The organism is Rhizobium sp. SRDI943 (genome assembly GCF_057653695.1).
This window is the reverse complement of sequence record NZ_CM172787.1, coordinates 765919-787144: the sequence shown is the minus strand read 5'-3', so window position 1 is coordinate 787144 and position 21226 is coordinate 765919. Positions and strand designations below refer to the sequence as shown.

Annotated in this window: 19 protein-coding genes, 1 tRNA gene and 2 pseudogenes; 10 read left to right on the top strand and 12 right to left on the bottom strand. The window is 63.0% G+C overall.

Features of this window, described 5'->3' with window-relative positions; all coding sequences use genetic code 11:
- Nucleotides 1–5: 5 nt before the first annotated feature.
- Together AC245Y_RS03850 and AC245Y_RS03845 are read right to left on the bottom strand one after the other, a co-directional pair.
- A complete protein-coding gene (locus tag AC245Y_RS03850; RefSeq protein WP_003557239.1) occupies nt 6–287 on the bottom strand; it encodes a YiaA/YiaB family inner membrane protein in 282 nt (93 codons plus the stop codon).
- A 41-nt stretch (nt 288–328) separates the two neighbouring features.
- Nucleotides 329–1015: a PspA/IM30 family protein gene (locus AC245Y_RS03845; RefSeq protein ID WP_017993231.1), complete on the bottom strand. Its 687-nt coding sequence runs from the start codon at nt 1013–1015 to the stop codon at nt 329–331.
- Nucleotides 1016–1126: 111 nt separating this feature from the next.
- Between AC245Y_RS03845 and AC245Y_RS03840 the strand changes: the two genes are divergently transcribed.
- Together AC245Y_RS03840 and AC245Y_RS03835 are read left to right on the top strand one after the other, a co-directional pair.
- Nucleotides 1127–1735, top strand: coding sequence for a TetR/AcrR family transcriptional regulator (locus tag AC245Y_RS03840; protein ID WP_017993230.1), 609 nt, complete (start codon nt 1127–1129; stop codon nt 1733–1735).
- Between the two features lie 505 nt (nt 1736–2240).
- A complete protein-coding gene (locus tag AC245Y_RS03835; protein WP_017993229.1) occupies nt 2241–3020 on the top strand; it encodes an SDR family NAD(P)-dependent oxidoreductase in 780 nt (259 codons plus the stop codon).
- A gap of 51 nt (nt 3021–3071) precedes the next feature.
- Here AC245Y_RS03835 and AC245Y_RS03830 read toward each other — a convergent pair whose 3' ends face one another.
- On the bottom strand, nt 3072–3902 hold the full coding sequence (locus AC245Y_RS03830) for a DUF429 domain-containing protein (protein ID WP_017993228.1): 831 nt from the start codon (nt 3900–3902) through the stop codon (nt 3072–3074).
- The gene (locus AC245Y_RS03825; protein WP_017993227.1) at nt 3895–4854 is read right to left on the bottom strand and encodes a DUF5655 domain-containing protein; all 960 of its coding nucleotides are present in this window, start codon (nt 4852–4854) and stop codon (nt 3895–3897) included. The genes AC245Y_RS03830 and AC245Y_RS03825 overlap by 8 nt, the downstream gene beginning before the upstream one ends.
- A 105-nt stretch (nt 4855–4959) precedes the next feature.
- Here AC245Y_RS03825 and AC245Y_RS03820 point away from each other — a divergent pair.
- Nucleotides 4960–5201, top strand: a pseudogene (locus AC245Y_RS03820) (SDR family NAD(P)-dependent oxidoreductase); the annotation flags it as partial.
- Between the two features lie 161 nt (nt 5202–5362).
- Here the strand turns inward: AC245Y_RS03820 and AC245Y_RS03815 are convergent.
- The 3 genes from AC245Y_RS03815 to AC245Y_RS03805 form a co-directional block, all read right to left on the bottom strand.
- A complete protein-coding gene (locus AC245Y_RS03815; protein WP_210162543.1) occupies nt 5363–6205 on the bottom strand; it encodes a P-loop NTPase family protein in 843 nt (280 codons plus the stop codon).
- Nucleotides 6206–6251: 46 nt separating this feature from the next.
- On the bottom strand, nt 6252–7031 hold the full coding sequence (locus AC245Y_RS03810; protein WP_017993225.1) for a type I restriction-modification system subunit M: 780 nt from the start codon (nt 7029–7031) through the stop codon (nt 6252–6254).
- Nucleotides 7032–7315: 284 nt separating this feature from the next.
- Nucleotides 7316–7389, bottom strand: a tRNA-Gln gene (locus AC245Y_RS03805).
- A gap of 163 nt (nt 7390–7552) precedes the next feature.
- Here AC245Y_RS03805 and AC245Y_RS03800 point away from each other — a divergent pair.
- Genes AC245Y_RS03800 through AC245Y_RS03790 form a run of 3 tightly spaced genes read left to right on the top strand, consistent with a single transcriptional unit; the run spans nt 7553 to nt 10653 of the window.
- The gene (locus AC245Y_RS03800; protein WP_017993224.1) at nt 7553–8461 is read left to right on the top strand and encodes an MBL fold metallo-hydrolase; all 909 of its coding nucleotides are present in this window, start codon (nt 7553–7555) and stop codon (nt 8459–8461) included.
- 21 nt (nt 8462–8482) lie between these two features.
- Nucleotides 8483–8932, top strand: a complete 450-nt coding sequence (locus AC245Y_RS03795; RefSeq protein ID WP_017993223.1) for a thiol-disulfide oxidoreductase DCC family protein — start codon at nt 8483–8485, stop codon at nt 8930–8932.
- Nucleotides 8929–10653: a saccharopine dehydrogenase family protein gene (locus tag AC245Y_RS03790; protein WP_017993222.1), complete on the top strand. Its 1725-nt coding sequence runs from the start codon at nt 8929–8931 to the stop codon at nt 10651–10653. Before AC245Y_RS03795 ends, AC245Y_RS03790 begins: the two co-directional genes overlap by 4 nt.
- A 643-nt stretch (nt 10654–11296) precedes the next feature.
- Here the strand turns inward: AC245Y_RS03790 and AC245Y_RS03785 are convergent.
- Nucleotides 11297–12208, bottom strand: a complete 912-nt coding sequence (locus tag AC245Y_RS03785; protein WP_017993221.1) for a DUF1499 domain-containing protein — start codon at nt 12206–12208, stop codon at nt 11297–11299.
- A 226-nt stretch (nt 12209–12434) separates the two neighbouring features.
- On the opposite strand from AC245Y_RS03785, the gene AC245Y_RS03780 reads away from it, so the two are divergent.
- A complete protein-coding gene (locus tag AC245Y_RS03780) occupies nt 12435–12827 on the top strand; it encodes a hypothetical protein (RefSeq protein ID WP_017993220.1) in 393 nt (130 codons plus the stop codon).
- A 16-nt stretch (nt 12828–12843) separates the two neighbouring features.
- On the opposite strand, the gene AC245Y_RS03775 is transcribed toward AC245Y_RS03780, so the two are convergent.
- A complete protein-coding gene (locus AC245Y_RS03775) occupies nt 12844–13089 on the bottom strand; it encodes a hypothetical protein (protein WP_017993219.1) in 246 nt (81 codons plus the stop codon).
- A gap of 124 nt (nt 13090–13213) precedes the next feature.
- Here AC245Y_RS03775 and AC245Y_RS03770 point away from each other — a divergent pair, with 124 nt between their 5' ends.
- Nucleotides 13214–13411, top strand: coding sequence for a hypothetical protein (locus tag AC245Y_RS03770; protein WP_012756389.1), 198 nt, complete (start codon nt 13214–13216; stop codon nt 13409–13411).
- 8 nt (nt 13412–13419) lie between these two features.
- On the opposite strand, the pseudogene AC245Y_RS03765 reads toward AC245Y_RS03770, so the two are convergent.
- Nucleotides 13420–13575, bottom strand: a pseudogene (locus AC245Y_RS03765) (tRNA lysidine(34) synthetase TilS); the annotation flags it as partial.
- 135 nt (nt 13576–13710) lie between these two features.
- On the opposite strand from AC245Y_RS03765, the gene AC245Y_RS03760 reads away from it, so the two are divergent.
- On the top strand, nt 13711–13989 hold the full coding sequence (locus AC245Y_RS03760; protein WP_017993217.1) for a hypothetical protein: 279 nt from the start codon (nt 13711–13713) through the stop codon (nt 13987–13989).
- Between the two features lie 37 nt (nt 13990–14026).
- Here AC245Y_RS03760 and ppdK read toward each other — a convergent pair whose 3' ends face one another.
- The gene (gene ppdK / locus AC245Y_RS03755) at nt 14027–16732 is read right to left on the bottom strand and encodes a pyruvate, phosphate dikinase (protein WP_017993216.1); all 2706 of its coding nucleotides are present in this window, start codon (nt 16730–16732) and stop codon (nt 14027–14029) included.
- Between the two features lie 444 nt (nt 16733–17176).
- Between ppdK and AC245Y_RS03750 the strand changes: the two genes are divergently transcribed.
- Nucleotides 17177–17353 carry a hypothetical protein gene (locus AC245Y_RS03750; protein WP_017993215.1) on the top strand — a complete coding sequence of 59 codons (177 nt, stop codon included), beginning with the start codon at nt 17177–17179 and terminating at the stop codon, nt 17351–17353.
- A gap of 257 nt (nt 17354–17610) precedes the next feature.
- On the opposite strand, the gene AC245Y_RS03745 is transcribed toward AC245Y_RS03750, so the two are convergent.
- Complete coding sequence (locus tag AC245Y_RS03745; protein ID WP_017993214.1) at nt 17611–21072, bottom strand: chromosome segregation SMC family protein; 3462 nt, start codon at nt 21070–21072, stop codon at nt 17611–17613.
- Nucleotides 21073–21226 lie beyond the last annotated feature (154 nt).

Below are 21226 nucleotides of genomic sequence, written 5' to 3'. Positions count from 1 at the left end.
CAAGATCAATCTTCATCGTTACGATTGAACTTGACCAGGAGTTTCTCGGTGCGGGCATCCTCGACCTTGCGGATCAGCTTCTCGGATTCGGCATTGTCGCGCAGCGTCTTGGTGATATTCACCGTGGTCTGCACCAGCATCAGAATGCCCATGGCGAGATAGCCTTTGCCCCAGAGATCGAGCGGCATCATGTAGAGGCCAAGCGCCAGCATGAAGGCGGCCGAGCCGAAGGAGATGTAGGAGAAGCTGACCCAGCTTGAGGAATGTTTCTGGAAACTGTCGTTCATATCAGTGGTCCCTATGGTTCGATGGTTGGATGGATGCAATTTCAGGCAGCAGGCGTGATGCGGCTCTTCAGCCGCGCCAGCACATCATCGGCGGAGGTGCGCAGCGGCGCGCCGAAGCCGGCATTGGCAAGCTTTTCGATGATGCCGGCCGGGCGGATGGCGCCTTCCATGTCCTTCAGGGCCGCGGCCGTCAGCTCATTCTGGCTCTGGCGCAGGCGAAGGCGCGCCAGGGTCTCCTCGGCATCGTCGAGCGTGGCAAAGCCTGGACCGCTGACGACGACATCAAGCTTCTGCGCCTCTTGCGTGGCACGCGCCAGCCGCTCGCCGCGCTGCAGCTCCTGCAGCCGCGCCTCGGAGGCGCGGACGATCGCCTTCAGCTTGTCGATTGAGCTGGTGAACTGGGCTTGCGCCTTCTCCGATGCATCGCGCTCGGCTTCAAGATAGGCGATCGCCTCGGCCGCCTCGCGGGCCAGGCCCTCATTGCCCTTCGCCAATGCGGCGGAGGCGCGGTTTTCGAGATCGGCGATGCGGGCAACGATCGTTGCATGCTGCCCCTTCTCCTGCTCGTTCTGGGCGATGGCGACCGCCACGCTGCGCCGCGCCGACTGGATCGACTGGGCGGCATCGCGGATCTGCTGGGAAAGCAGCGGCACGGCGTGGCAGTCGGCAAAAGCCTGCTCGGCATCATGCGCCCTGCCCCGCAACAAAATGGAAATCAGTTTGAACATTTCCTTCCTCCGGTTTATGAACGTTGTTCACGAGAGGTGTTATGCCAGAATCATGAACGTCGTTCAAGATAAATTTTGAACGACGTTCAAAAAATCGAAGTGGAATGGTGAATGGCCGGTAGGCGAGAAGAAAAACGCGAAGACCTGAAGGCCCGGCTGATCGAGGCGGCGCGCGAGCGGATCGCCAAGGACGGGCTGGCAAACCTCAGAGCCCGCGACATCACCCAGGATGCCGGCTGCGCGCTCGGCGGCCTCTACACGGTCTTTTCAGACCTCGCCGAGCTCGTCATCCACGTCAACTCCGCGACGCTGAAGGCGCTGGAGGCGAGGCTCACCCTGCCTGAAACCCGGGACCGACCACCGACCGACCGGCTGCGCAACCTGGCGCAGGGCTATCTGAGCTTCGCCGTCGAGCACCGGAACCTCTGGAAGGCGCTGTTCGAGCACTTCCCGCCGGAAAGCAGCCCGACGCCGCAATGGCATCTTAACGAGCACCTCTTCCTGATGGATGTGATCGCCGAACCGCTGGCCGAACTGCAGCCCGACATGCCCCCCGAAGACCGCGCCATCCGCGCCCGCACCCTCTTCGGCGCCGTGCATGGCGTCGTCAGCATCAGCCTCGAAGGCCGCTTCGTCGGCCTGCCGCTGGAGCGGTTGGCGCGGGAGGTGGATGAGCTGGTGCAGACGATTGCCGCGGGGGCGGAGCGGCGGCGGGGGTGATGGGGGGATGATGGGGGGTGATTTCGTTGGTTTAGTGGTGGGACGCCACCCCACCCTCCGTCCATCCTCGGCCTTGAGCCGAGGATCCATGCCCGCTGCTGATGGATGCGGCGTGGATTCCTCGCACCAAGCCTCTGAAATCGCGACCCAAATGCCCCTCATCCGGCTGCCGCCACCCACCGGAGTCGAGCCACGTGTCTCGGACCCCCGGTCGCGGGGCAAAGACCCCGCCCCAAACCCCTCCCCACAAGGGGGAGGGGCTTAACCTGCCGCACCGCAACTCCCAAAACTCCAGATCGGCAAACGACGAGATGATCTCGGGCAAAGCGGTGATGCTGGGCTAGCCCCTCCCCCTTGTGGGGAGGGGTTGGGGAGGGGTCTTAGATCGGTCCGAACCGGCTATATATCGACCAAACCCCAGGAACCCACACCCAACTCCCGCATTGAGCAACCAGCCAAAAGCTGCTTGACTGACGCCCTCCACGCCACCGCGAAAGGAAACCCCATGAGCCGCATCTTCATCACCGGTTCCACCGATGGCCTCGGCCTTGCCGCCGCCCGCACCCTGATGAAGGAGGGCCATGACGTCGTGCTGCATGCCCGCTCCCGCGAGCGCGCCTCCGCCCTCGCCGAGATTTCGCCCACCGCACTCGGCATCGTCATCGGCGATCTCGCCAGCGCCACGGAAACGCGCTCGATCGCCGAGCAGGTCAACGCCATCGGCCGCATGGACGCCGTCATCCACAATGCCGGCATCTACCTCGAGAGGAGCCGGGGCGAAACGCCGGATGGTCACGCAAAGACGCTCGCGGTGAATGTGCTTGCCCCCTATCTGCTCACCGCCTGGATCACCCGCCCCGATCGCCTGGTCTATCTCAGCAGCGGCATGCACCGCAGCGGCGGCAGTTCGCTTGACGATATCGACTGGAAGAAGCGGCCGTGGAGCGCAAGCCAGGCCTATTCGGAAAGCAAGCTCTACATCGCCACCCTCGCCGCCGCCATCGCCCGCCATTGGCCGGATGTTTTCAGCAACGCGGTGGATCCCGGCTGGGTGTCGACAAAGATGGGCGGCGCCGGCGCGCCCGATGACCTGGAGATGGGGCACCTCACCCAGACATGGCTTGCGACGAGTGATGCGGGAGCTGCGAAAGTCAGCGGTCGGTATTGGTACCATCGGCAGCAGCGGGAGGCTGCGGCGGAGATGAATGACTCTGGGTTTCAGGAGGCGCTGGTGGAGAGGCTGGCGGAGTTGACTGGCGTCCGGCTGTTCGCAGATGGCCGGTGAGGCGCAAGAACGGGGTCCGCAGGCATGGCGCGGCGCCATACCAGGATCGCACTATCTAATCGGCACATTCCTTTTCCTTGCAGCGGTAACCAGCCGCTCATGGATGCCGTTTACCGCCGGGGCGATCATGTAGCCGTTGTCCAGATCACCAATCATCACAGATTGGTCGCGCGGTGCCACAAGCCAATGCAAGCCAATGAGGCCACAGATCATTGCGTCAACCTTGTCCTGATCGGATTTCCTCGGCATCAGGTTAGTCGACACATTCGAACACCAGAGTTCTAGCTGCTCTAAAGCCCTGAGCGATCCGAATGTCCGGATCGTCTCCGCCACGGAATGCCAGTGATCCAATTTAAACATTTTCCGGTTGGCTGGGTTGTATTTTGGCGCCCCATAACGTTGGCAGTAGGCGCTCTCCATAACAACCAGGGCTAGAGCGGGGAATACTTCAATTAAAAACAGCCCTGACGATGCGGTCCGTGCGGCCTCTGGATCCTCAATTGCGCCGATTGCTTGTTTGAAGCGCCAGATCGGTGCGGCATCATCAAACATCCCAAGCTTCGATCGGTTGGCTGGCTGAACACCACCGCCTACCCAGGAGATGAGCGCCCCTGCAACCTTGTCGACCGGACGCGAGCCACTGAGGTTTGGAACGATTGTTGGCTGATCGAGCGCGACGAGACATTTGCCGACCTCAGACCTTTCGGTCCTTATAATCGCTGCCGCTTCGCTGAATGACGCCAACCTCGGCGCAACGTGCAACCGCGTACCTTGCGAATCGAGTCGAACGACACAGATCGCACCTGGCGCCTTAGGATTGTCGGTCCACGCTGAGTCGAAACCGACGACAGATATAGTTGTGGCGCTCCCCTGATCACCCACCCTCGTAAGCCCGAACCAGTAATGGCTGTGCCTTCTGAAAATCCGCCATCGACTTTAGCGTTACCTGAAGATCACCCGTACCAAAGTGCCCAACATTGCTGACGTCGCGGGTAAAGCCCTTTTCAATCACCACGGTAGTTGGATCGAGCTTTAGGAAAAGCGTCACGGTCCGCGTCTGGGGATAGATTTCCATGCAGACGAAGTTCTTCAGCCGCTTGAATGCTGTGTAGAGTTTCAATTCCTTTATCTGCACATCATCCCCGAGTCCGATCAGAAACTGGTGAACTGCGTCATAGATATCTCGAAGGTCTGCCGACGACTGCGATAGACGGTAGCTCATCCTTTGACTGAGATAGGGGTCGCTTTCCTGAACGGCCTCAGCTGTGGGCTGCAGGGAGCCTAGGCTTTTCACCTCAGTTATCGCCTTAGAGCCAGTGAGTTTACTGGTCTTCGGCACATGCACCAGTTCCAACATCAGCAGATCCTCGCCGAACCGCCGGTAGCGAATAAGCTCGATGTTTCTGGCGATCTGCTTAACGGCGTGCTCGTCATAGCGGGTGAAATCGCCGGCGATGCAGAGCAGTCGCGGAGCAGACCAGTCAACGGCATTCGCCACGTCCTGCCCGAGGCGTTCCATAACCAGCCATTGGAATTCCTTGCGGTGATCAAGCAGCCAGTCGAGGTAGAACAGGCCCTGGTTAATAACGTTCTCGTTCACCGATCGCTTGTATTCGATGATGACCGGCGAGTTGTCCTCGTCCAGGCCGAGCGTATCGATCCTTCCGCCGTGCACGTGCCCGGTCGAGTGCTCGGTCGCCAGGAAGCGGATGCCGAGCAACGCCTCGAGATTGGCTTCGAACAGAACCTGCAGGGATTTCTCGACCTGCATGGCACTGCCGGGCAGTTCGCTCACCTGCGCGCCGCCGAAATGGAATAGTTTGATATCGCTCAAAATTTTGCCCCGGGCGTGACCGCAGATTGTACTGAAATCTCTATTCGCTTTATCGCCCTTGTCCAGACAACTTGCCGGCGAACGCCGATTTGCTAGGATTGGCCGGACCCCGGCTGGGTGCCGACCAAGATAGGCGGCGGCGGCGCCCCGATGACCTCGAAATGGGGCATTTCACGCAGACATGGCTTGCGGGCGGCGGTGCGGGAGCCGCGAAGGTCAGCGGTGGGTATTGGTATCATCGGCAGCGGCGGGAGGCGGCGGAGGTGACTGATGCTGCGTTTCAGGATGCGCTGGTGGAGGGGCTTGCTGGGTTGACGGGCGTCCGGTTGCGCGAAGAGCGCCGGTAAGGCGCAGACCTAGCCGGACGCGTTCGAACTTCTGTGCGGCGCTGTTCGACCGCTTCGTAGCTGCAACCAGCGCCGACCAGTTCTCTGGACGCCACAATGGTTGCGCCCTGTGGTAAGGCAGCCGAATTAACGGCTGCGCATTTCCGTATCTTGAACCAGCACTATTCTATCTTGGCAACAAAATCGGTAATGTTGGGCTGTTGCTTATCCAACTGCGACTGGTTGACGTGCACGGTACGCCCAGCAAATGTCTTCGAGCCGGCAGTCAGGTGGCAAATCGGTATGCCCATCGCGCCAGACACTACCGAGGCTGTATTTGCGTCGTTAATCTGCTCCTCGAACATGCGCCTGAAACCCTGTCGGGTTGTGGGGGCCGGATCGCCAGTGGGATGGACGCAAAACACTGCTGGATTCGCCTGCCAGACCCGAAACACTTCCGCAAATATTTCGGTCACGACGTTGCGAAATGCACTGGCGGAACTGCTGTTCATCTGCGTCAATCGGTTACCGACATACGAGTAGATTTGCGGTCTTGCCATATTGTAGCGCTGCATGTTCACAAAAAACTGAGATTGAATTTGACCAGGTCGTCTCAGTATCCCGTAGACCAGCGAAAGCACCGATCGGACAGCCCTTTTTGAAGAGCCGTCTGCGGAAAAAGGAATGATCAGTCTATCGGAAGCGCTAATAGCCAACTCTGTGTAGATCGAGAAACTGGGGTTGCAATCAATGAAAACCGCGATGGCGTTCTGGTTCCAAGAAATCCTGACATCTTCAATCAGGTCTCTGATCCATGTATGAACAATACGCCATGCGTCCGGCGGCCCGGCGGCACATGCAAGCTGGACTTGGCCTGCCTGCATTTCGAGTTCCTCGTCGCCGCATACCAAATAAAGGTTTCCCGGCACGTTTTGATTGATACCACGCACCCGCGTTACGTAATTGGATCCCGATCGCTGTTGATTTCCACTGAGAGCTGACCCGGCGCAGCCAGATATTTCCATTGAGAATTATTCTCGGTGGAAACGCCGGGTCAGCTCTCAGTGGAAATCAACAATCCTGCCCCTTGATCAGCATGTCGGCCTTACAGATGGCATAGGATTCAGGGTTCAGTTCCTGCCCGTTCATGACCAAACGAGCCTTATCGTTGTGCTCGACAATATATTCGTCGGCAATTGAGAGCATCCCGCCTGTTCCCGCCGTTGGATCGTAGATCGTGCGGACTACCCCCGGCTTGGACAGGATCTCATCATCCTCGGCGAACAGCAGGTTGACCATCAGCTTGATGACTTCGCGGGGCGTGAAGTGCTCACCGGCGGTCTCGTTCGAGAGTTCGGAGAATCTACGGATCAGTTCCTCGAAGATCTGTCCCATCTGCATGTTGGTGACCTTATTGGGATGCAGGTCCACCCGCGCAAACTTCTCGGTGATCTGATAAAGCAGCTTGGCCTTCGCCAGCCGGTCGATCTGAGCGGCAAACTCGAAACGCTCGAAAATGTCGCGTACATCCTCCGAGAACCCTTGGATGTAAGTATAGAGGTTGGCCGCGATGTTGTCCTGATCGCCGATCAGCAGCCGCATGTCGAGCTTGGAAGTGTTGTAGAATGTCTGCCCAGCCTTCCTCAGCAGGAACGGCTCGGGATTGATCCCAGCAGCGGTTTTGGCTTCGAACTCGGCAAGCACAGCCTGTTTCGTTGGCTCCAGAACGCAGTCGATACGGCGGAGTACGGTAAAGGGCAGGATTACCTTGCCGTAGTCCGCTTGCTTGTAGTCCCCCCTCAACAGATCCGCGACCGACCAGATGAATGCCGAAAGTGCTTGTTGGTTCATGCGATTCCCCGAATGCGTGTGTTGCGTCATTTATCATTGTCACCGGTAAACACGGGGTGACCGGGACGTGGAAATCAGCGGATAAATTTGGCAGAAAAATACGAGCGGCCCATCAAGCCGACGGCTGGCGCGCATCCCCACACCCCGCCTATGCAAGATGGATGCCGCCTCGTCAACAAACGTTTCTTATCTCGTCACGAGCTTCTCCTGCCGGCGACGAGCAGGTTCGCGCGGGGTATACTCAATCAGCCAGCGCGACGAATAATAGAATGTACGAAGAACGTTGGCTGGGGCGCCTGGATTCGAACCAGGGGTGACGGTACCAAAAACCGTTGCCTTACCGCTTGGCGACGCCCCACCAGAGCTTGAGCGGAAACCGCCTGCTCAAATCGACGCCTGATTAGCAAAGCTCTTCGCCTGTCACAATGACTAAGTTTAACCCGGCGCAGATTTTATGCGCTGCGCAGCACCCGCCGGCGTGCTAGGAAGTGGCGACGTCATCGGCCCGAGATCATTCCTTCATGGACAGTCCCGCTTTCGACCTCGCTTTCGAGCCGGCCTATGGGCAGGCCGTGCCGGTTGTTGCAGGGGTCGAGCGGGTTACAGTGAACAATCCCGGCCCTTTCACCTTTTTCGGCACCAACAGCTATATCGTCGGCTCTTCCTCCGTCGCAGTCATCGATCCAGGGCCGGAGGACGAGGCGCATTATCAAGCGCTGATGGCGGCGCTTGGCGGCCGCGCGGTGACGCATATCGTCGTCAGCCACACGCATCGCGACCACTCGCCGCTGGCCAGGCGGCTGCAGGCGGCCACGGGGGCGGCGATGGTGGGGCAAGGGCCGCACCGGCCGGCGCGGCCGCTGCGCGAGGGCGAGGTCAATCCCTTTTCCGAAAGCTCGGATCTGTCATTCGTGCCGGATATCGCGATCGGCGATGGCGAGACGATTACGGGCGATGGCTGGTCGCTGACGGCGGTGCTGACGCCGGGGCATACGGCCAATCATGCCGCCTTCGCGCTTGCGGGTCGCGACATCCTGTTCTCAGGCGATCATGTCATGGCCTGGTCGACCTCGATCGTCGCGCCGCCGGATGGGTCGATGGCGGATTACATGGAATCGCTCGAGCGGCTGATTGAGCGCGACGACCGGCTGCTGCTGCCCGGCCATGGCGGGCCGGTGACGCAGCCGGCCAGTTTCCTCCGGGCGCTGAAGGCGCATCGCCTCAGGCGCGAGCAGGCGGTGCTGGCGCGCGTCCAGGCAGGCGACAGGCAGATAGCCGAGATGGTCAAGGTGATCTATCGCGATACCGATCCGAAGCTGCATGGGGCGGCGGCCCTTTCCGTGCTCGCCCATATCGAGGATCTTTTGGAGCGCGGCGAGATTGCGGCGGATGGGCCGCCTTCGCTTGCCGCCACCTACCGGCTGTTGTAAGCGGGAGATGGGGAGATTACCATGACGCGCGCCGCTTACAGCTATCGCGAAGATGCCGATGTGCGTGATTTTGCCGATGACCAGCCGCTGATCGTCTTCGATGGCGAATGCGTGTTCTGCTCCGGCTGGGTGAAATTCGCGCTGAAACATGACAAGCAGCAGCGATACCGCTTCCTCGCAGCGCAGACGCCGCTCGGCGCAGCGCTCTACCGGCATTACGGGCTACACGCGCGCGACTACGAGACCAATATCCTCATCGAGAACGGCCGCGCCTTCTTCAAGTCCGACGGCTCGATCCGCATGGTGGCGGGCCTCGGCTTTCCCTATTCGCTGGTCAAGATCTTCCGGCTGCTGCCGCGGCGGGCGGCCGATGCGCTCTATGAATTCATCGCCCGCAACAGGCTGAAGATTGCCGGGCGGCAAAGCTGCATGGTGCCGACGCCGCAGCAACGCAGCCGTTTCATCACATGAGCGAGGACCGGTTTTCGCTGCTCATCATCGGCGGTTACGGCACGTTTGGCGGGCGGCTTGCCCGGCTGCTTGGCGATGAACCGCGGCTGAGATTGCTGGTTGGGGGGCGGTCGCTGGAAAAGGCTGACGATTTCGTTGCCGATCTCCGGACGCCGAAAGATGGTGCCGAGGGCCTGGGAAGCAACAATCTCGGCGCGTTGGTGCAGGCCGTCAGCTTCGATCGTGACGGCGATCTCACCGAACAGCTGACGCGGCTGAGGCCTCATCTCGTCGTCGATGCCTCGGGGCCGTTCCAGACCTTCGGGGAGGATGCCTATAAGGTGGTCGAGGCCTGCATCGATCTCGGCATCGATTATGCCGATATCGCCGACAGCACCGGTTTTGTCGCCGCCATCGGTGGGCTCGATGCGGCGGCCAAGGCCAAGGGCACCTTCGCGCTCTCGGGGCTGAGCAGCCTGCCTGCGCTTTCCTTTGCGGCGCTCGATGCGATGGCTCCGCATTTCTCCCGGGTCGACGCTGTCGCGGCCGGCATTGCCCCCTCGCCGCATGTCAAGATCGGGCTCAATGTCGTCAGGGCGATATCAAGCTATGCCGGCAAGAAGATCACGGTGCTGCGCCATGGGCAGCAGGCTGCCGGGCGCGGGCTGATCGATGCGATGCGGATGACGGTGGCGCCGCCGGGGGTTAAGCCGCTGCGCAGCCGGAAATTCCTGCTGGTGGATGCGCCGGATCTCAAGCTGCTGCCGGCACGGTTTGCCGGCCTGCAATCGACCTTCACCGGCGTCGGCACGGAGCCGCAGCCGCTGCAGCGCTTGCTCAGCCTTGCGGCAAGGCTCGTGCACCTCCGGCTCCTGCCGTCGCTGCTGCCGTTTGCGCCGGTGCTGCAGCGCGCCAGCCACGCTTTCGCGGTGGGCGAACATCGCGGCGGCATGTTCGTCCGTGTGGGCGGTGTCGATTACGCCGGACGGCGGCTGTCCTGCGGCTGGCATCTGATTGCCGAAGGTGATGATGGGCCGTTCATTCCGGTCATCGCAGTGGATGCGCTGGTGCGCCGGCTGCTGACCGGCATCCGGCCGGAGAATGGGGCGCGGCCGGCGGCTGGCGAATTGCAGCTTGCGGATTTCGAAGCGGCCTTCCAGCGGTTTTCGATCACATCCGGCATCACGATGGAAAACGAGGATGCACGCCAGCCGCTCTACCAGAGGATCCTCGGCAGCGCCTGGGAGCGGCTGCCGCCCGCCCTCGCCGCCCTGCATGCCGGCGGCGCCCGCGTCGCCTCCGGCCGGGCGCGGATCGAGCGCGGCGGCGGGCTGCTGGCGAGGATCGTCGCTCGGGTGATCGGCTTTCCCCCGGCGGGTGAGGATGTGCCGGTCACGGTGCGCTTCGTGCCCGATGGCGACAAGGAGATCTGGACACGCGATTTCGGCGGCACGGTCTTCCGCAGCCGGCAAGTCGAGGCAAAGGGCCGCGACCGGGATCTGCTCGCCGAGGTCTTCGGGCCGTTCCGGGTGCTGATGGCGCTGGTGCCGGATGGGGAGAGGCTGCGGCTGGTGGTGCGCGGCTGGCGGTTTTTAGGGATTCCGCTGCCGATGTTTCTGGCGCCTGGCGGGGATACGTATGAGGAGGAGCGCGATGGGCGGTTCCACTTCCATGTGGAGATCGGCGGGCGGCTGACGGGGTTGGTGGTGCGGTATACGGGGTGGTTGGTGGTGGAGGAGTGACGTGTGTCTCTGCCTTCGCGCGGATGGCTGCCCCTCACCCTAACCTTGCCGGGGTCGAGCCACTCGTCTCGCCCCGTCCTCCGGACCCCCGTAAAAACGGGGAGAGGGGACGTGCCCTGCGAGAGGTAGCGAGGGACGGAGAGGTTGCGGCATGTGTCCTCTTCTCCCCACCGGGGAGAAGGTGGCCAGAAGGGTCGGATGAGGGGGCCACACGGCACGCCCTCTCATCTTAACTATCCCGCCATGCCGACGCGAGCGCGGTCGAATCCCGCGTAGGCGTTGTAAGGAAAGACCGGCTTCGGCGGCCCCCTTCCTTACGGTCTTGCGGGACCGACCAGCCCACCAGCCACATGGCACACCGATCAGCTCTCATCCTGAGGCGCGCAGGCCAGAGGCCGGAGCCTCGAAGGACGGGGGCGGGTGATGCGCGCTGCGGCCGCATCCATTGCCGGAGGAGATACCAGTGGCCGGCCTCGTCCTTCGAGGCCCCTGCGGGGCGCCTCAGGATGAGGTCGGAGAGAGGTCGCGGCCCGAAGGGCGTCGAATCTGCCGCACCCTATCCCGGCCCTTCGCTTGGGCTCAGGGCGTTCGCCGCTGCAATCGATTCACTGGATCGATTGCTGGCGCTTTGCGCCACCGTTGCTCACCCACCCGCAATCCCCAGCAACTCAGCATCCAGCGCCTTCAGATAATCGCCGGCGATTTCGGCGCTGAAGCCGAGGTCGTGTTGGCCGTAGCGGGAGGCGACGCGGATGTCGACGAAGGTGGTTTCGGCCTCTTCGCGCAGCCGAATGATGATATCGAAGCGCAGGCCGAGGATCAGCGTGCGGGTGGTGCCCTGCAGCGTCACGCCGTTGACGCCGCGGATCAGCTTGGCAACGTCGTCATCGTAAGGGCGCGGCGTCGGCACGGGAACGATATCGGGCGCATCGGCCACGGCATCGTCGCCCGGCTGCGGCGGCTTCACCGGTCTGTCCTCGGCATCGCGGTCGGGCTCGGTGTCGCCACTGCTTTTCGTGATGGTAATGCCGCTCATCTTGGCGACCTTGCGCACCGCTTCGAGCACGCGGTCGAGCGCGCCTTCATAACGCCGGCCGGTGAGTTCGGGATAGGCGGCGAGCTGCTTTTCGCGATCCTCCGGCGTCACATCAACGTTTCGCTTCAGCCAGATCTGGTCGGAGTGCGGCGGCGAAAGCCAGTCGGGTGCGGAGACCGGATCGGTGGAAACGTCGTAGATATCGGGCCGCGTCATGTAACGCTCGGTGGCATAGGCGCCGAGGCCGAGCGGAAAGGCGGCAAAGATCAGCGCCGCCAGCGCCGCCAGTCCGCCTTCGGCCCCCGTCATCCAGAGGCTGCGCAGCCCGACTGCGGCGAGCATGACGGAAAGCAGCGCGCCGCCGGCGGCGGCAATCAGCAGCAGCACCAGATAGGGTGTGGCCAGCCCGCCGAAGCGATGGGCGATCATCACCGCCAGCGCCAGCACCAGGGAAAACGCCCCGAGCAGCCGCGAAAAGCGGGCGGCGTTGGAAACGGGGCGGTCGAAGCGGATGGCCATCAAACTTACCGGTTGCTCGTCAGCGCCCGCGCGTTCGACCACGCAAATCGCCATGCATCTGTTTAGTGCAAGATTCGGCTAAATTGAAACTATTGTCTGAGGCATTGCGTTGGATTCCTCGGCGAAGGCCATGACGAACCGGCGGCGGCTTCATAAGCCCTTGCTGATATGTCAAAAAAAGGTCATTCTGCCGGGGTTTTATCTCCAGATGTAGAGGAGAGACGGGATGATTTCACCCGAGATTGCAGCAAGGCCGCAGGCGTCTGCGCTTGGCGGGATCGACCATCAGTCCGAGCCGATGCTGCCGATGGAGCTGCTTGAGCTCGAACTTTCGCTCGAAGGTTATGCCGGCGGCGATGCCGGCTTCTGCGAGGCGGTGCGCCAGGCGGCGGCCCGCTCCGGCGGCGAACTGCTGTTCGACCTGCCGGCCGGCGGCCTCATCGACGATTGCCGGCGCATCGCCGTGCTGCGCATTCCAGGCGACGGCCAGGAGATGCGCGTCGTGCTGGCGCTGCTCGACGGCAACGGCACCGAGATCCGCATGCAGGCGCCCGACGAAGAGACCGCGCCGCTGGTGCGTTTCGCCGATGCCTTCATCGAACTGCTGGAGCGGATCTGAATTCTAGATCAAGATGTTAGCGCCGCTCGGCCGCTGCTTCCGCAACGCTGCGGAAGGGAAACTTGCGCCCGCATTCGCACTTGATGACGAAATTTTCCTGGTGGTTGGAAGGCCGCTGCACGCCAAAACCGCGCGGCAGCTGATCGACCCTGAAATCCGGGTGCTTGCGCTTGGGATCATCAACTTCCGAGGCCTCGGCAAAGCCCTCATTGCCGCATTGCGGACAGTTCAGTTTTTTCGAAAATCGATCGCGAAGGGCCATGCTCGTTCCAAGGTTTGCAAGCTTTCCTCATACATAGGAATGGCCCTCATGCATAGAAAGGTTGGCAAGCGAAAGTGGAACCAAGTGCCAAGCCTGCCGTTCCTTTTTCGAAAAGGAGGCGATCATGCCCAACAAAGACCCGATCCCGACACCCAATGCCGACACACCGCGCGGCCCGACGCCGACCCCCGGCATTCCCGACCCCATCCAGCAAAAGCCGCCGCTGACGCCGGCGCAGGATCCGGCCGATACGAAGAACCCGCAGGATCCGCCGCTCAATCCGGCGCTGTTACCGATCGGGGATCCGGCTGGGGCGGCTTGAAGTCAGGTGAGAGCGTCACCCCAATCTCCCTCATTCCTGTGCTCGTCACAGGAATCCAGTGCGCCCAAGTCCTTGGGCGCAGGAGACCGGCTTCGCCTATGAGCGTCATTCACCGCGCCGACGCGCGGTGGCTGGATTCCTGTGACGAGCACAGGAATGAGGGAGGAGAGGTCGAGTGAGACGCAACGGCAGACGGTTCGCGTCATCATCTAAGCCTCAGCGATCTCCTGGACCAAGAGCAGCTTGACGCCCCCGCCCGAATGGCCTTTCCTCTGAGAAAGCATTCAAGGAACAGACCCATGCGCATTCGTCTTCTCATCACAGTCCTAGCCACCATCGTCGCCGGGCTTTCCGCCTGCCAGACGATGACGCCGGAGGAGCGGCGGGCGGCGGATGAGCAGCGGTGCCAGAGCTATGGCTTCCGCCGCGGCACGGATGGTTTTGCCACCTGCTTGCAGCGCATCGATCTCGACCGGCGCGCCGAATCGCGGGCGCAAAGCGCTGAGATGATGAACAACATGGCCTGGGAGCTGAACGGGCCTTATATCTATCGCGATCGCTGGCGCCGGCATCACTGACTGCCACGGGCGCCCTGCCCCAACTCCAGCGACTATCCTACACGGTTGCCCGCAGGTCTTTCGGACCGCGCCTGATCTCCAGATTGCCTGCAATCACCGCCTGCGCCGCAGCCAATCTGGCGATCGGCACGCGGAACGGCGAGCAGGAGACGTAATCGAGGCCGATCGTCTCGCAGAAGCGGATCGAGGCCGGGTCGCCGCCATGTTCGCCGCAGATGCCGAGCTTCATGTCGTTGCGGGTGCGCCTGCCGCGCTCGGCGGCGATGCTGATCAATTCGCCGACACCGTCGAAATCGAGCGAGATGAAGGGATCGTGTTCGATGATGCCCTTGCGCTGATAGGTGGGGATGAAGGCCGAGGCGTCGTCGCGCGAGATGCCGAAGGTGGTCTGCGTCAGGTCGTTGGTGCCGAAGGAGAAGAATTCGGCGGCTTCGGCAATGACATGGGCGCGAAGCGCCGCGCGCGGCAGCTCGATCATCGTGCCGACGAGATAATCGATCTTCATGCCGGCTTCGTTCATGACGTCGCCGGCGACGGCATCGATGTGCGCCTTGACGTAATCGAGCTCGGTGCGCAGGCCAACGAGCGGCACCATGATCTCCGGTACGACGGCTGCCCCGGTCTCCTTAGCTGCGGCGACCGCCGCCTCGAAGATGGCGCGGGCCTGCATCTCGACGATTTCGGGATAGGAGATCGCCAGCCGGCAGCCGCGATGGCCAAGCATCGGGTTGAACTCGTGCAGTGCATCGACGCGCTGGCGAAGCACGGATGCCTCCATGCCCATGGCGAAGGCGACCTCGGCCACCTCGTCATCGGTCTTCGGCAAGAATTCGTGCAGCGGCGGATCGAGCAGGCGGATCGTTACCGGCAGGCCGTGCATGACGGTGAAGAGGCCGGTGAAATCCAGCCGCTGCATCGGCAGCAGCTTGTCGAGCGCCACGCGCCTGCCCTTCTCATCGACGGCCAGGATCATCTCGCGCATCACATGGATGCGCTCGCCCTCGAAGAACATGTGTTCGGTGCGGCAAAGGCCGATGCCTTCGGCGCCGAAGGAGCGGGCGGCCAGCGCATCGGCCGGCGTATCGGCATTGGTGCGCACCGTCATCCGCCGGGCGCGGTCGGCCCAGCCCATGATGCGGCCGAAATCGCCCGACAGCGCCGGCTGGATCATCGGCACCTCGCCCTTCAGCACCTGGCCGGCCGAGCCGTCGATGGTGATGATATCGCCCTTCCTCAGCGTCACGCCGACGCCGAGCAGCCGCTCGTTGCGCACGTCGATGCGCATGGTGCCGGCGCCGACGACGCAGGGGATGCCCATGCCGCGGGCAACGACCGCCGCATGGCTGGTCATGCCGCCGCGGGTCGTCAGAATGCCTTCGGCGGCATGCATGCCGTGAATATCCTCGGGGCTGGTCTCGACTCTCAGCAGAATAACCTTGCGGCCTTCGGCTTCCGCCTCGACCGCCTCTTCCGCCGTGAAGACAATGGCGCCGGTGGCAGCGCCGGGCGAAGCCGGCAGCCCGGTGCCGATCACCTGGCGGGTGACGCGCGGATCGATCGTCGGATGCAGCAGCTGGTCGAGGCTGGAGGGCTCGATGCGCAGCACGGCCTCGTCCTCGGTGATCACTCCCTCGTCGACCATGTCGACGGCGATCTTCATTGCCGCCCGGGTCGAGCGCTTGCCCGAGCGGGTCTGCAGCATCCACAGCTTGCCGCGCTCGATGGTGAATTCGATATCCTGCATGTCGCGGTAGTGGATCTCGAGCTCGGTGCAGATGCGGCAGAGCTCGCGAAACGCCTCCGGCATCAGCTTTTCCATCGAGGGTTTTTCGGAGCCGGAGGAAATCCGCCCCTCCTCGGTGATGCTTTGCGGCGTGCGGATGCCGGCCACGACATCCTCGCCCTGGGCATTGACCAGGAATTCGCCGTAAAGCGCGCTCTCGCCGGTCGAAGGGTTGCGGGTGAAGGCAACGCCGGTGGCCGACGCATTGCCGAGATTGCCGAAGACCATCGCCTGGATGTTGATCGCCGTGCCCCAGCCTTCCGGAATATTGTGGAGCTGGCGATAGGTGACGGCGCGCGCGCTCATCCAGCTGGAAAAGACGGCGCCGACCGCGCCCCAGAGCTGGACTTCGGGATCCTGCGGGAATTCCTGCTCCAGCTCCTCCTCGATCAGCTTCTTGTAGAGCGAGACGATATGCTGCCATTCCGAGGCGCTGAGTTCGGTATCGAACTCATGGCCGAGCTTGGCCTTCTCATCTTCCAGGATCTCTTCGAAGGCGTCGTTGCCGAGGCCCATGACGACATCGGCATACATCTGGATGAAACGGCGGTAGCTGTCCCAGGCAAAACGCGCGTCGCCGGCATCATGGCCGAGCGCCTGTACGGTCTCGTCGTTGAGGCCGAGATTGAGCACGGTGTCCATCATGCCCGGCATGGAAACGCGGGCGCCGGAGCGCACCGAGAGCAGCAGCGGCTGGCTGACGGAGCCGAAGTGACGGCCGGTGACCGCCTCGATCGCCGATATGCCGGCGCGGACCTCCGCCTTCACCGCATCCTCGATATGGCGGCCGTTCTTGTAATAGGTGTTGCAGGCGTCGCTGACGATCGTCAGCCCCGGCGGCACCGGCAGTCCGAGCGCGCACATTTCCGCCAGATTGGCGCCCTTGCCGCCCAGAATCTCGTGATCGCGCGCCCGGCCCTCAGCCTGCCCGTCGCCGAACCTATAGACCCACTTGGTCATCTTCCCCCCAACACCAAATCGAGATTAGCTTAATCCGTTGGTGTTGAAATGAAAATCGACAAATGCGGCAGAATGTTGCGCTGCACAATAAATCTTGGCTGTGGCCGACGTCGAAACGGTTGAAAGGTGCTCAAACAGAAAAAAGGGCACAAAAAAAGCTTTGCGGGACTGCAACAATGTCCCGCAAAGCCTTGTTTCCGTCCGGCCAGGAAAACCGGACGGGGGGTCCCTCAACCCGAAAACGATTCAGCTTTTTCTCAAAACAGAACCGTCCTGATCTCGTTTTACGCAATTCCTGGGAAAATAGATCACCACTTCCCAAGATTTGCTCTCGGTTTCCGGTTCTTGCCCTCGCCCGGAAAACCGCACGCAAATTCGACAATGCGCAACCTCTGGTCGCCCGCCTTCCAGCAGAGTAATTAGGTTGCGTTGAAACAACTTCTAATGCAAGTCAGCGAAAAGAGCATCACCCAAATGGGGTACAAGCGACAAGAGAGCCGACCTTTTTTGGTGTTTATTGCTCAGTCCTTGATTTTACGCAATTTCTGGGCGCAAAACCGCGCCGCACCTTTGCTGAAATTGCGTCGCCTGCGCTCGGCGTCCAAATGGATGCTCGGTTGACGCCAATGGCTGCCCCTCACCCCGTAAGAAACGGGGAGAGGCGACCTGCCCTGCGAAAGGTCGGAGGGAAACGCAGAGAGCGCGGCAATGTCCCTTCGCCCCGCAAGCGGGGGTCCGAAGGACGGGTCGAGACCCGTGGCTCGACCCCGCCTGGTGCCGGCAGGCGGATGAGGCGCTGCTCTCGCCAATCCCCTGGGCCGGAATCTCCAGTGACAATCAGCCCTGCCCCGACGCAGAAAACGCGTTCGCCGAAAACCTCAGGCAATCTCGCGCAGGCGCTCGGCCATTTGCAGGTCGACGGAGACGAGCTGGGAAACGCCCTGCTCGGCCATGGTGACGCCGAAGAGGCGGTTCATGCGGGCCATGGTGATCGGATTGTGGGTGATGATGACGAAGCGGGTTTCGGTGGAGGCCGCCATCTCGTCCATCAGGTTGCAGTAGCGCTCGACATTGTGATCGTCGAGCGGCGCGTCGACTTCGTCGAGCACGCAGATCGGCGCCGGATTGGTGAGGAAGACGGCAAAGATCAGCGCCATCGCCGTCAGCGCCTGTTCGCCGCCGGATAGCAGCGTCATGGTCTGCGGCTTCTTGCCGGGCGGGCGGGCGAGGATTTCGAGGCCGGCTTCCAGCGGATCATCGGATTCGATCAGCTGCAACTCGGCGGTGCCGCCGCCGAAAAGATGGGTGAACAGCCGCTGGAACTGGGCGTTGACGATGTCGAAGGCGGCGATCAGCCGCTCGCGGCCCTCGCGGTTGAGGCTCTGGATGGCGCCGCGCAGCTTGCGGATCGCATCGATGACGTCGTCGCGTTCCTTGATCAGCGCTTCGAGCTTCTCGCTCAGTTCCTTCTGTTCCTCGTCGGCGCGCAGGTTGACGGCGCCCAGCCGCTCGCGCTCGATCCGCAGGCGTTCCAGCTCGCGCTCGACTTCGCGCGGATCGGGAAGCGCCTGCATGGTCGGGCGCCCGGTCAGCTGCAGCGCCTCGTGCGGCGCGACGTTCAGGACCTCGCGGATGCGGCCTTCGCTTTCCTGCCGTTTCTCACGAGCGGAGACCAGGCGCTCCTCGGCGCGGCCGCGGAGTTCACGGCATTCGGCAAGTTCCGACAGTGCCGTCGTCGCCTTCTGGTCGGCCTCGCGCTGGATGCGTTCGGCCTCGGCCAGGAGATCGCTGGCCTGGCGGCGCGCCTCCTCGGCCTTCTGCAATTCGCTGAGCAGAGCGCGGCGCTTGTCGTCGAATTCATCCGGCGCCAATTCGAGCTCGGCTGCCTCGTCCCGCGCCTCTTCCTCACGCTCGCGCAGTGTCGCAACATGGTCTTCAGCACTTGCCGCCCGCTGGCGCCAGGTGTCGCGCTCCTGGCCGATCGCCATGATGCGGCGCTGGCGGGCTTCGTTTTCCCTCGCCAGGCTTTCATGGCGGGCGCGGCTTTCGGCCAGCGCGCCGCGATCGGTCGCAACTTCCGCCTGCTGGAAGCGCAGCCGCTCGTCGATATCAGTCAGATCGGGCGCGTCCTCTAGCTCGATGCGGGCGTTTTCTTCCTGGATGGCTATTTCCTCCAGCTGCGACCGCAGCTGGCTGGCGGCCTCGCTGACGACATCGCGGCGGCGGATCAGATCGCCGGAGGCACGCTCTGCGGCAACAAGCGCATCGCGCGCTTCCGCGAGATGACGTGCCGAAAGACGGCTCATGTCACGGGCCTCGGCAAGCCGGCGCTCCTCCGCGCGGATCGCTTCGGCGGCGGCCGCCTGCCGCTCTTCGGCTTCGGCAAGCACGTCGCGGGCAAGGGCTGCTTCGCTTTCCAGTTCGGCCAGGCGGTTCTTCTGGGCAAGGCGGAGCGCCGCAGCACTCGGGGCGTCGGCACCGGTGACGTGGCCGTCCCAGCGATAGACCGCGCCCTCTTTCGTCACCAGCCGCTGGCCGGGCTTCAGCGCCGCCATCAGCAGCCCGGCATCTCCTTCCGCCACCAGGCCGATCTGGCGCAGGCGCCGAGTAAGCGCTGCCGGCGCGCGGACATGGGCCAGCAGCGGCGCAACACCGGATGGAAGGGTGGGATCGCCGGCGCCATCGCCATTGTCCGACCAATGGGCCGGTGCCTCGGCATCGAGCGGCGATTCCAGATCGTCGCCGAGGGCGGCACCAAGTGCGGTTTCGAAGCCGCGATCGACCTTCAGCTCGTCGGCAACCGGCGGAAATTTGCCGGCCGCGGCACCGGCGGCGAGCATGCGGGAAATGGTGCGCGCCTCGGTTTCCAGCGCATTCAGGCTCGAGCGGGCCTGATCGACCGGCGGACGTGACAGCGCCTCGGTCTGGCGGGCGCTAGCAAGCGCCTGGTCGACCGCCTGGACGGCGGCTTCGGCGTCGGCGACGGCAATCTCGCCGGCCTCGACGATGGCGCGTTTTTCGTCGGGATCGGGCAGGCCTGATATCTTCTCGCCGACGGCTGACAGTTCCTGGTTTGCCTCATCCATCTGCCGTTCGAGGCGCATCCGCCGGTCCGTCAGATCGCGGATGGCGCGTTCCAGCTGGTTGCGGGCGGCAGCCGCCTCGGCGCGCTCGGCGGTCAGCTGGGTGAAGATGCGCTCGCTATCGGAAAGTTTTGCCGCCGCCTCCTCGAAGGCCTCGCGGGTTTCCTCGGCATAACGGCCGGAATCGGCGAGGATTTCTGAAATCTCCGCCTCTTCGGCATCGAGCCTTGCCAGGATGACGGCATTGTCGGCCACCAGCCGCTGCTCGCGGCTTATATCCTCGGCAAGCTGGGCGAGACGGCGGGTCAGCTCGTCACGGCGGCGCAGGATGCGGCCGGCATCCTCCTCCAGCTGGCTTCTGGCGATCTGCAGGCGCTGCAGGGCGGCGGCGGCACGCGCCTCGCCCTCGCGCAGTTCCGGCAGCTTCAGGCTGGCGATAGCCTGGTTCTTTACCGCCTCCATCTGCATCTGCGCCTTTTCGGCGACGACGGAGGTCGCCTGGTTCAGCGCGCTGTCGGCCTCGGCCTCGGCTTCCTTGGCCTGCACCCAGCGGATATGCAGCAGCATCGCCTCGCGGGCGCGGATATCGGCAGACAGGGTCTTGAAACGGTTTGCCTGGCGGGCCTGGCGCTTCAGGCTCTCGATCTGGCTTTCGAGCTGCGAGGTGACGTCGTCGAGGCGCTCGAGATTGCCTTCGGCGGCGCGCAGCCGCAGCTCGGCCTCGTGGCGGCGGGAATGCAGGCCTGAAATGCCGGCCGCCTCTTCCAGCAGCTGGCGGCGGGCCTGCGGTTTTGCCTGGATCAGCTCGCCGATACGCCCCTGCCCGACCATCGAGGGCGACCGTGCGCCGGTCGAGGCGTCGGCAAACAGCAGCTGCACGTCCTTGGCGCGGCTTTCCTTGCCGTTGATGCGATAGAGCGAGCCCTGTTCACGCTCGATGCGGCGGGTGACCTGGATCTCGTCGCTGTCGTTGAAAGCGGCGGGCGCGGTGCGATCGGCGTTGTCGAGATAGAGCGCCACTTCGGCGGTGTTGCGCGCCGGGCGATTTCCAGAGCCCGAGAAGATCACGTCGTCCATGCCGGAGGCGCGCATGTTCTTGTAGGAATTCTCGCCCATCACCCAGCGAAGCGCCTCGACAAGGTTCGACTTGCCGCAGCCGTTCGGGCCGACAACGCCGGTCAGTCCCCGCTCGATGATGAATTCCGTCGGCTCGACGAAGGATTTGAAGCCGACCAGGCGCAGCTTGTTGAACTTCATGCGGAAATATCCACGGCAGGAAGCCCCCTCATCCGCCCTACGGGCACCTTCTCCCCGCAGGGGAGAAGAGGGAATCGAGACGCTGCGGCAAATCCCCTTCGCCCCAGCGGGGAGAAGGTGCCGGCAGGCGGATGAGGGGGCCACACCTGCAAAC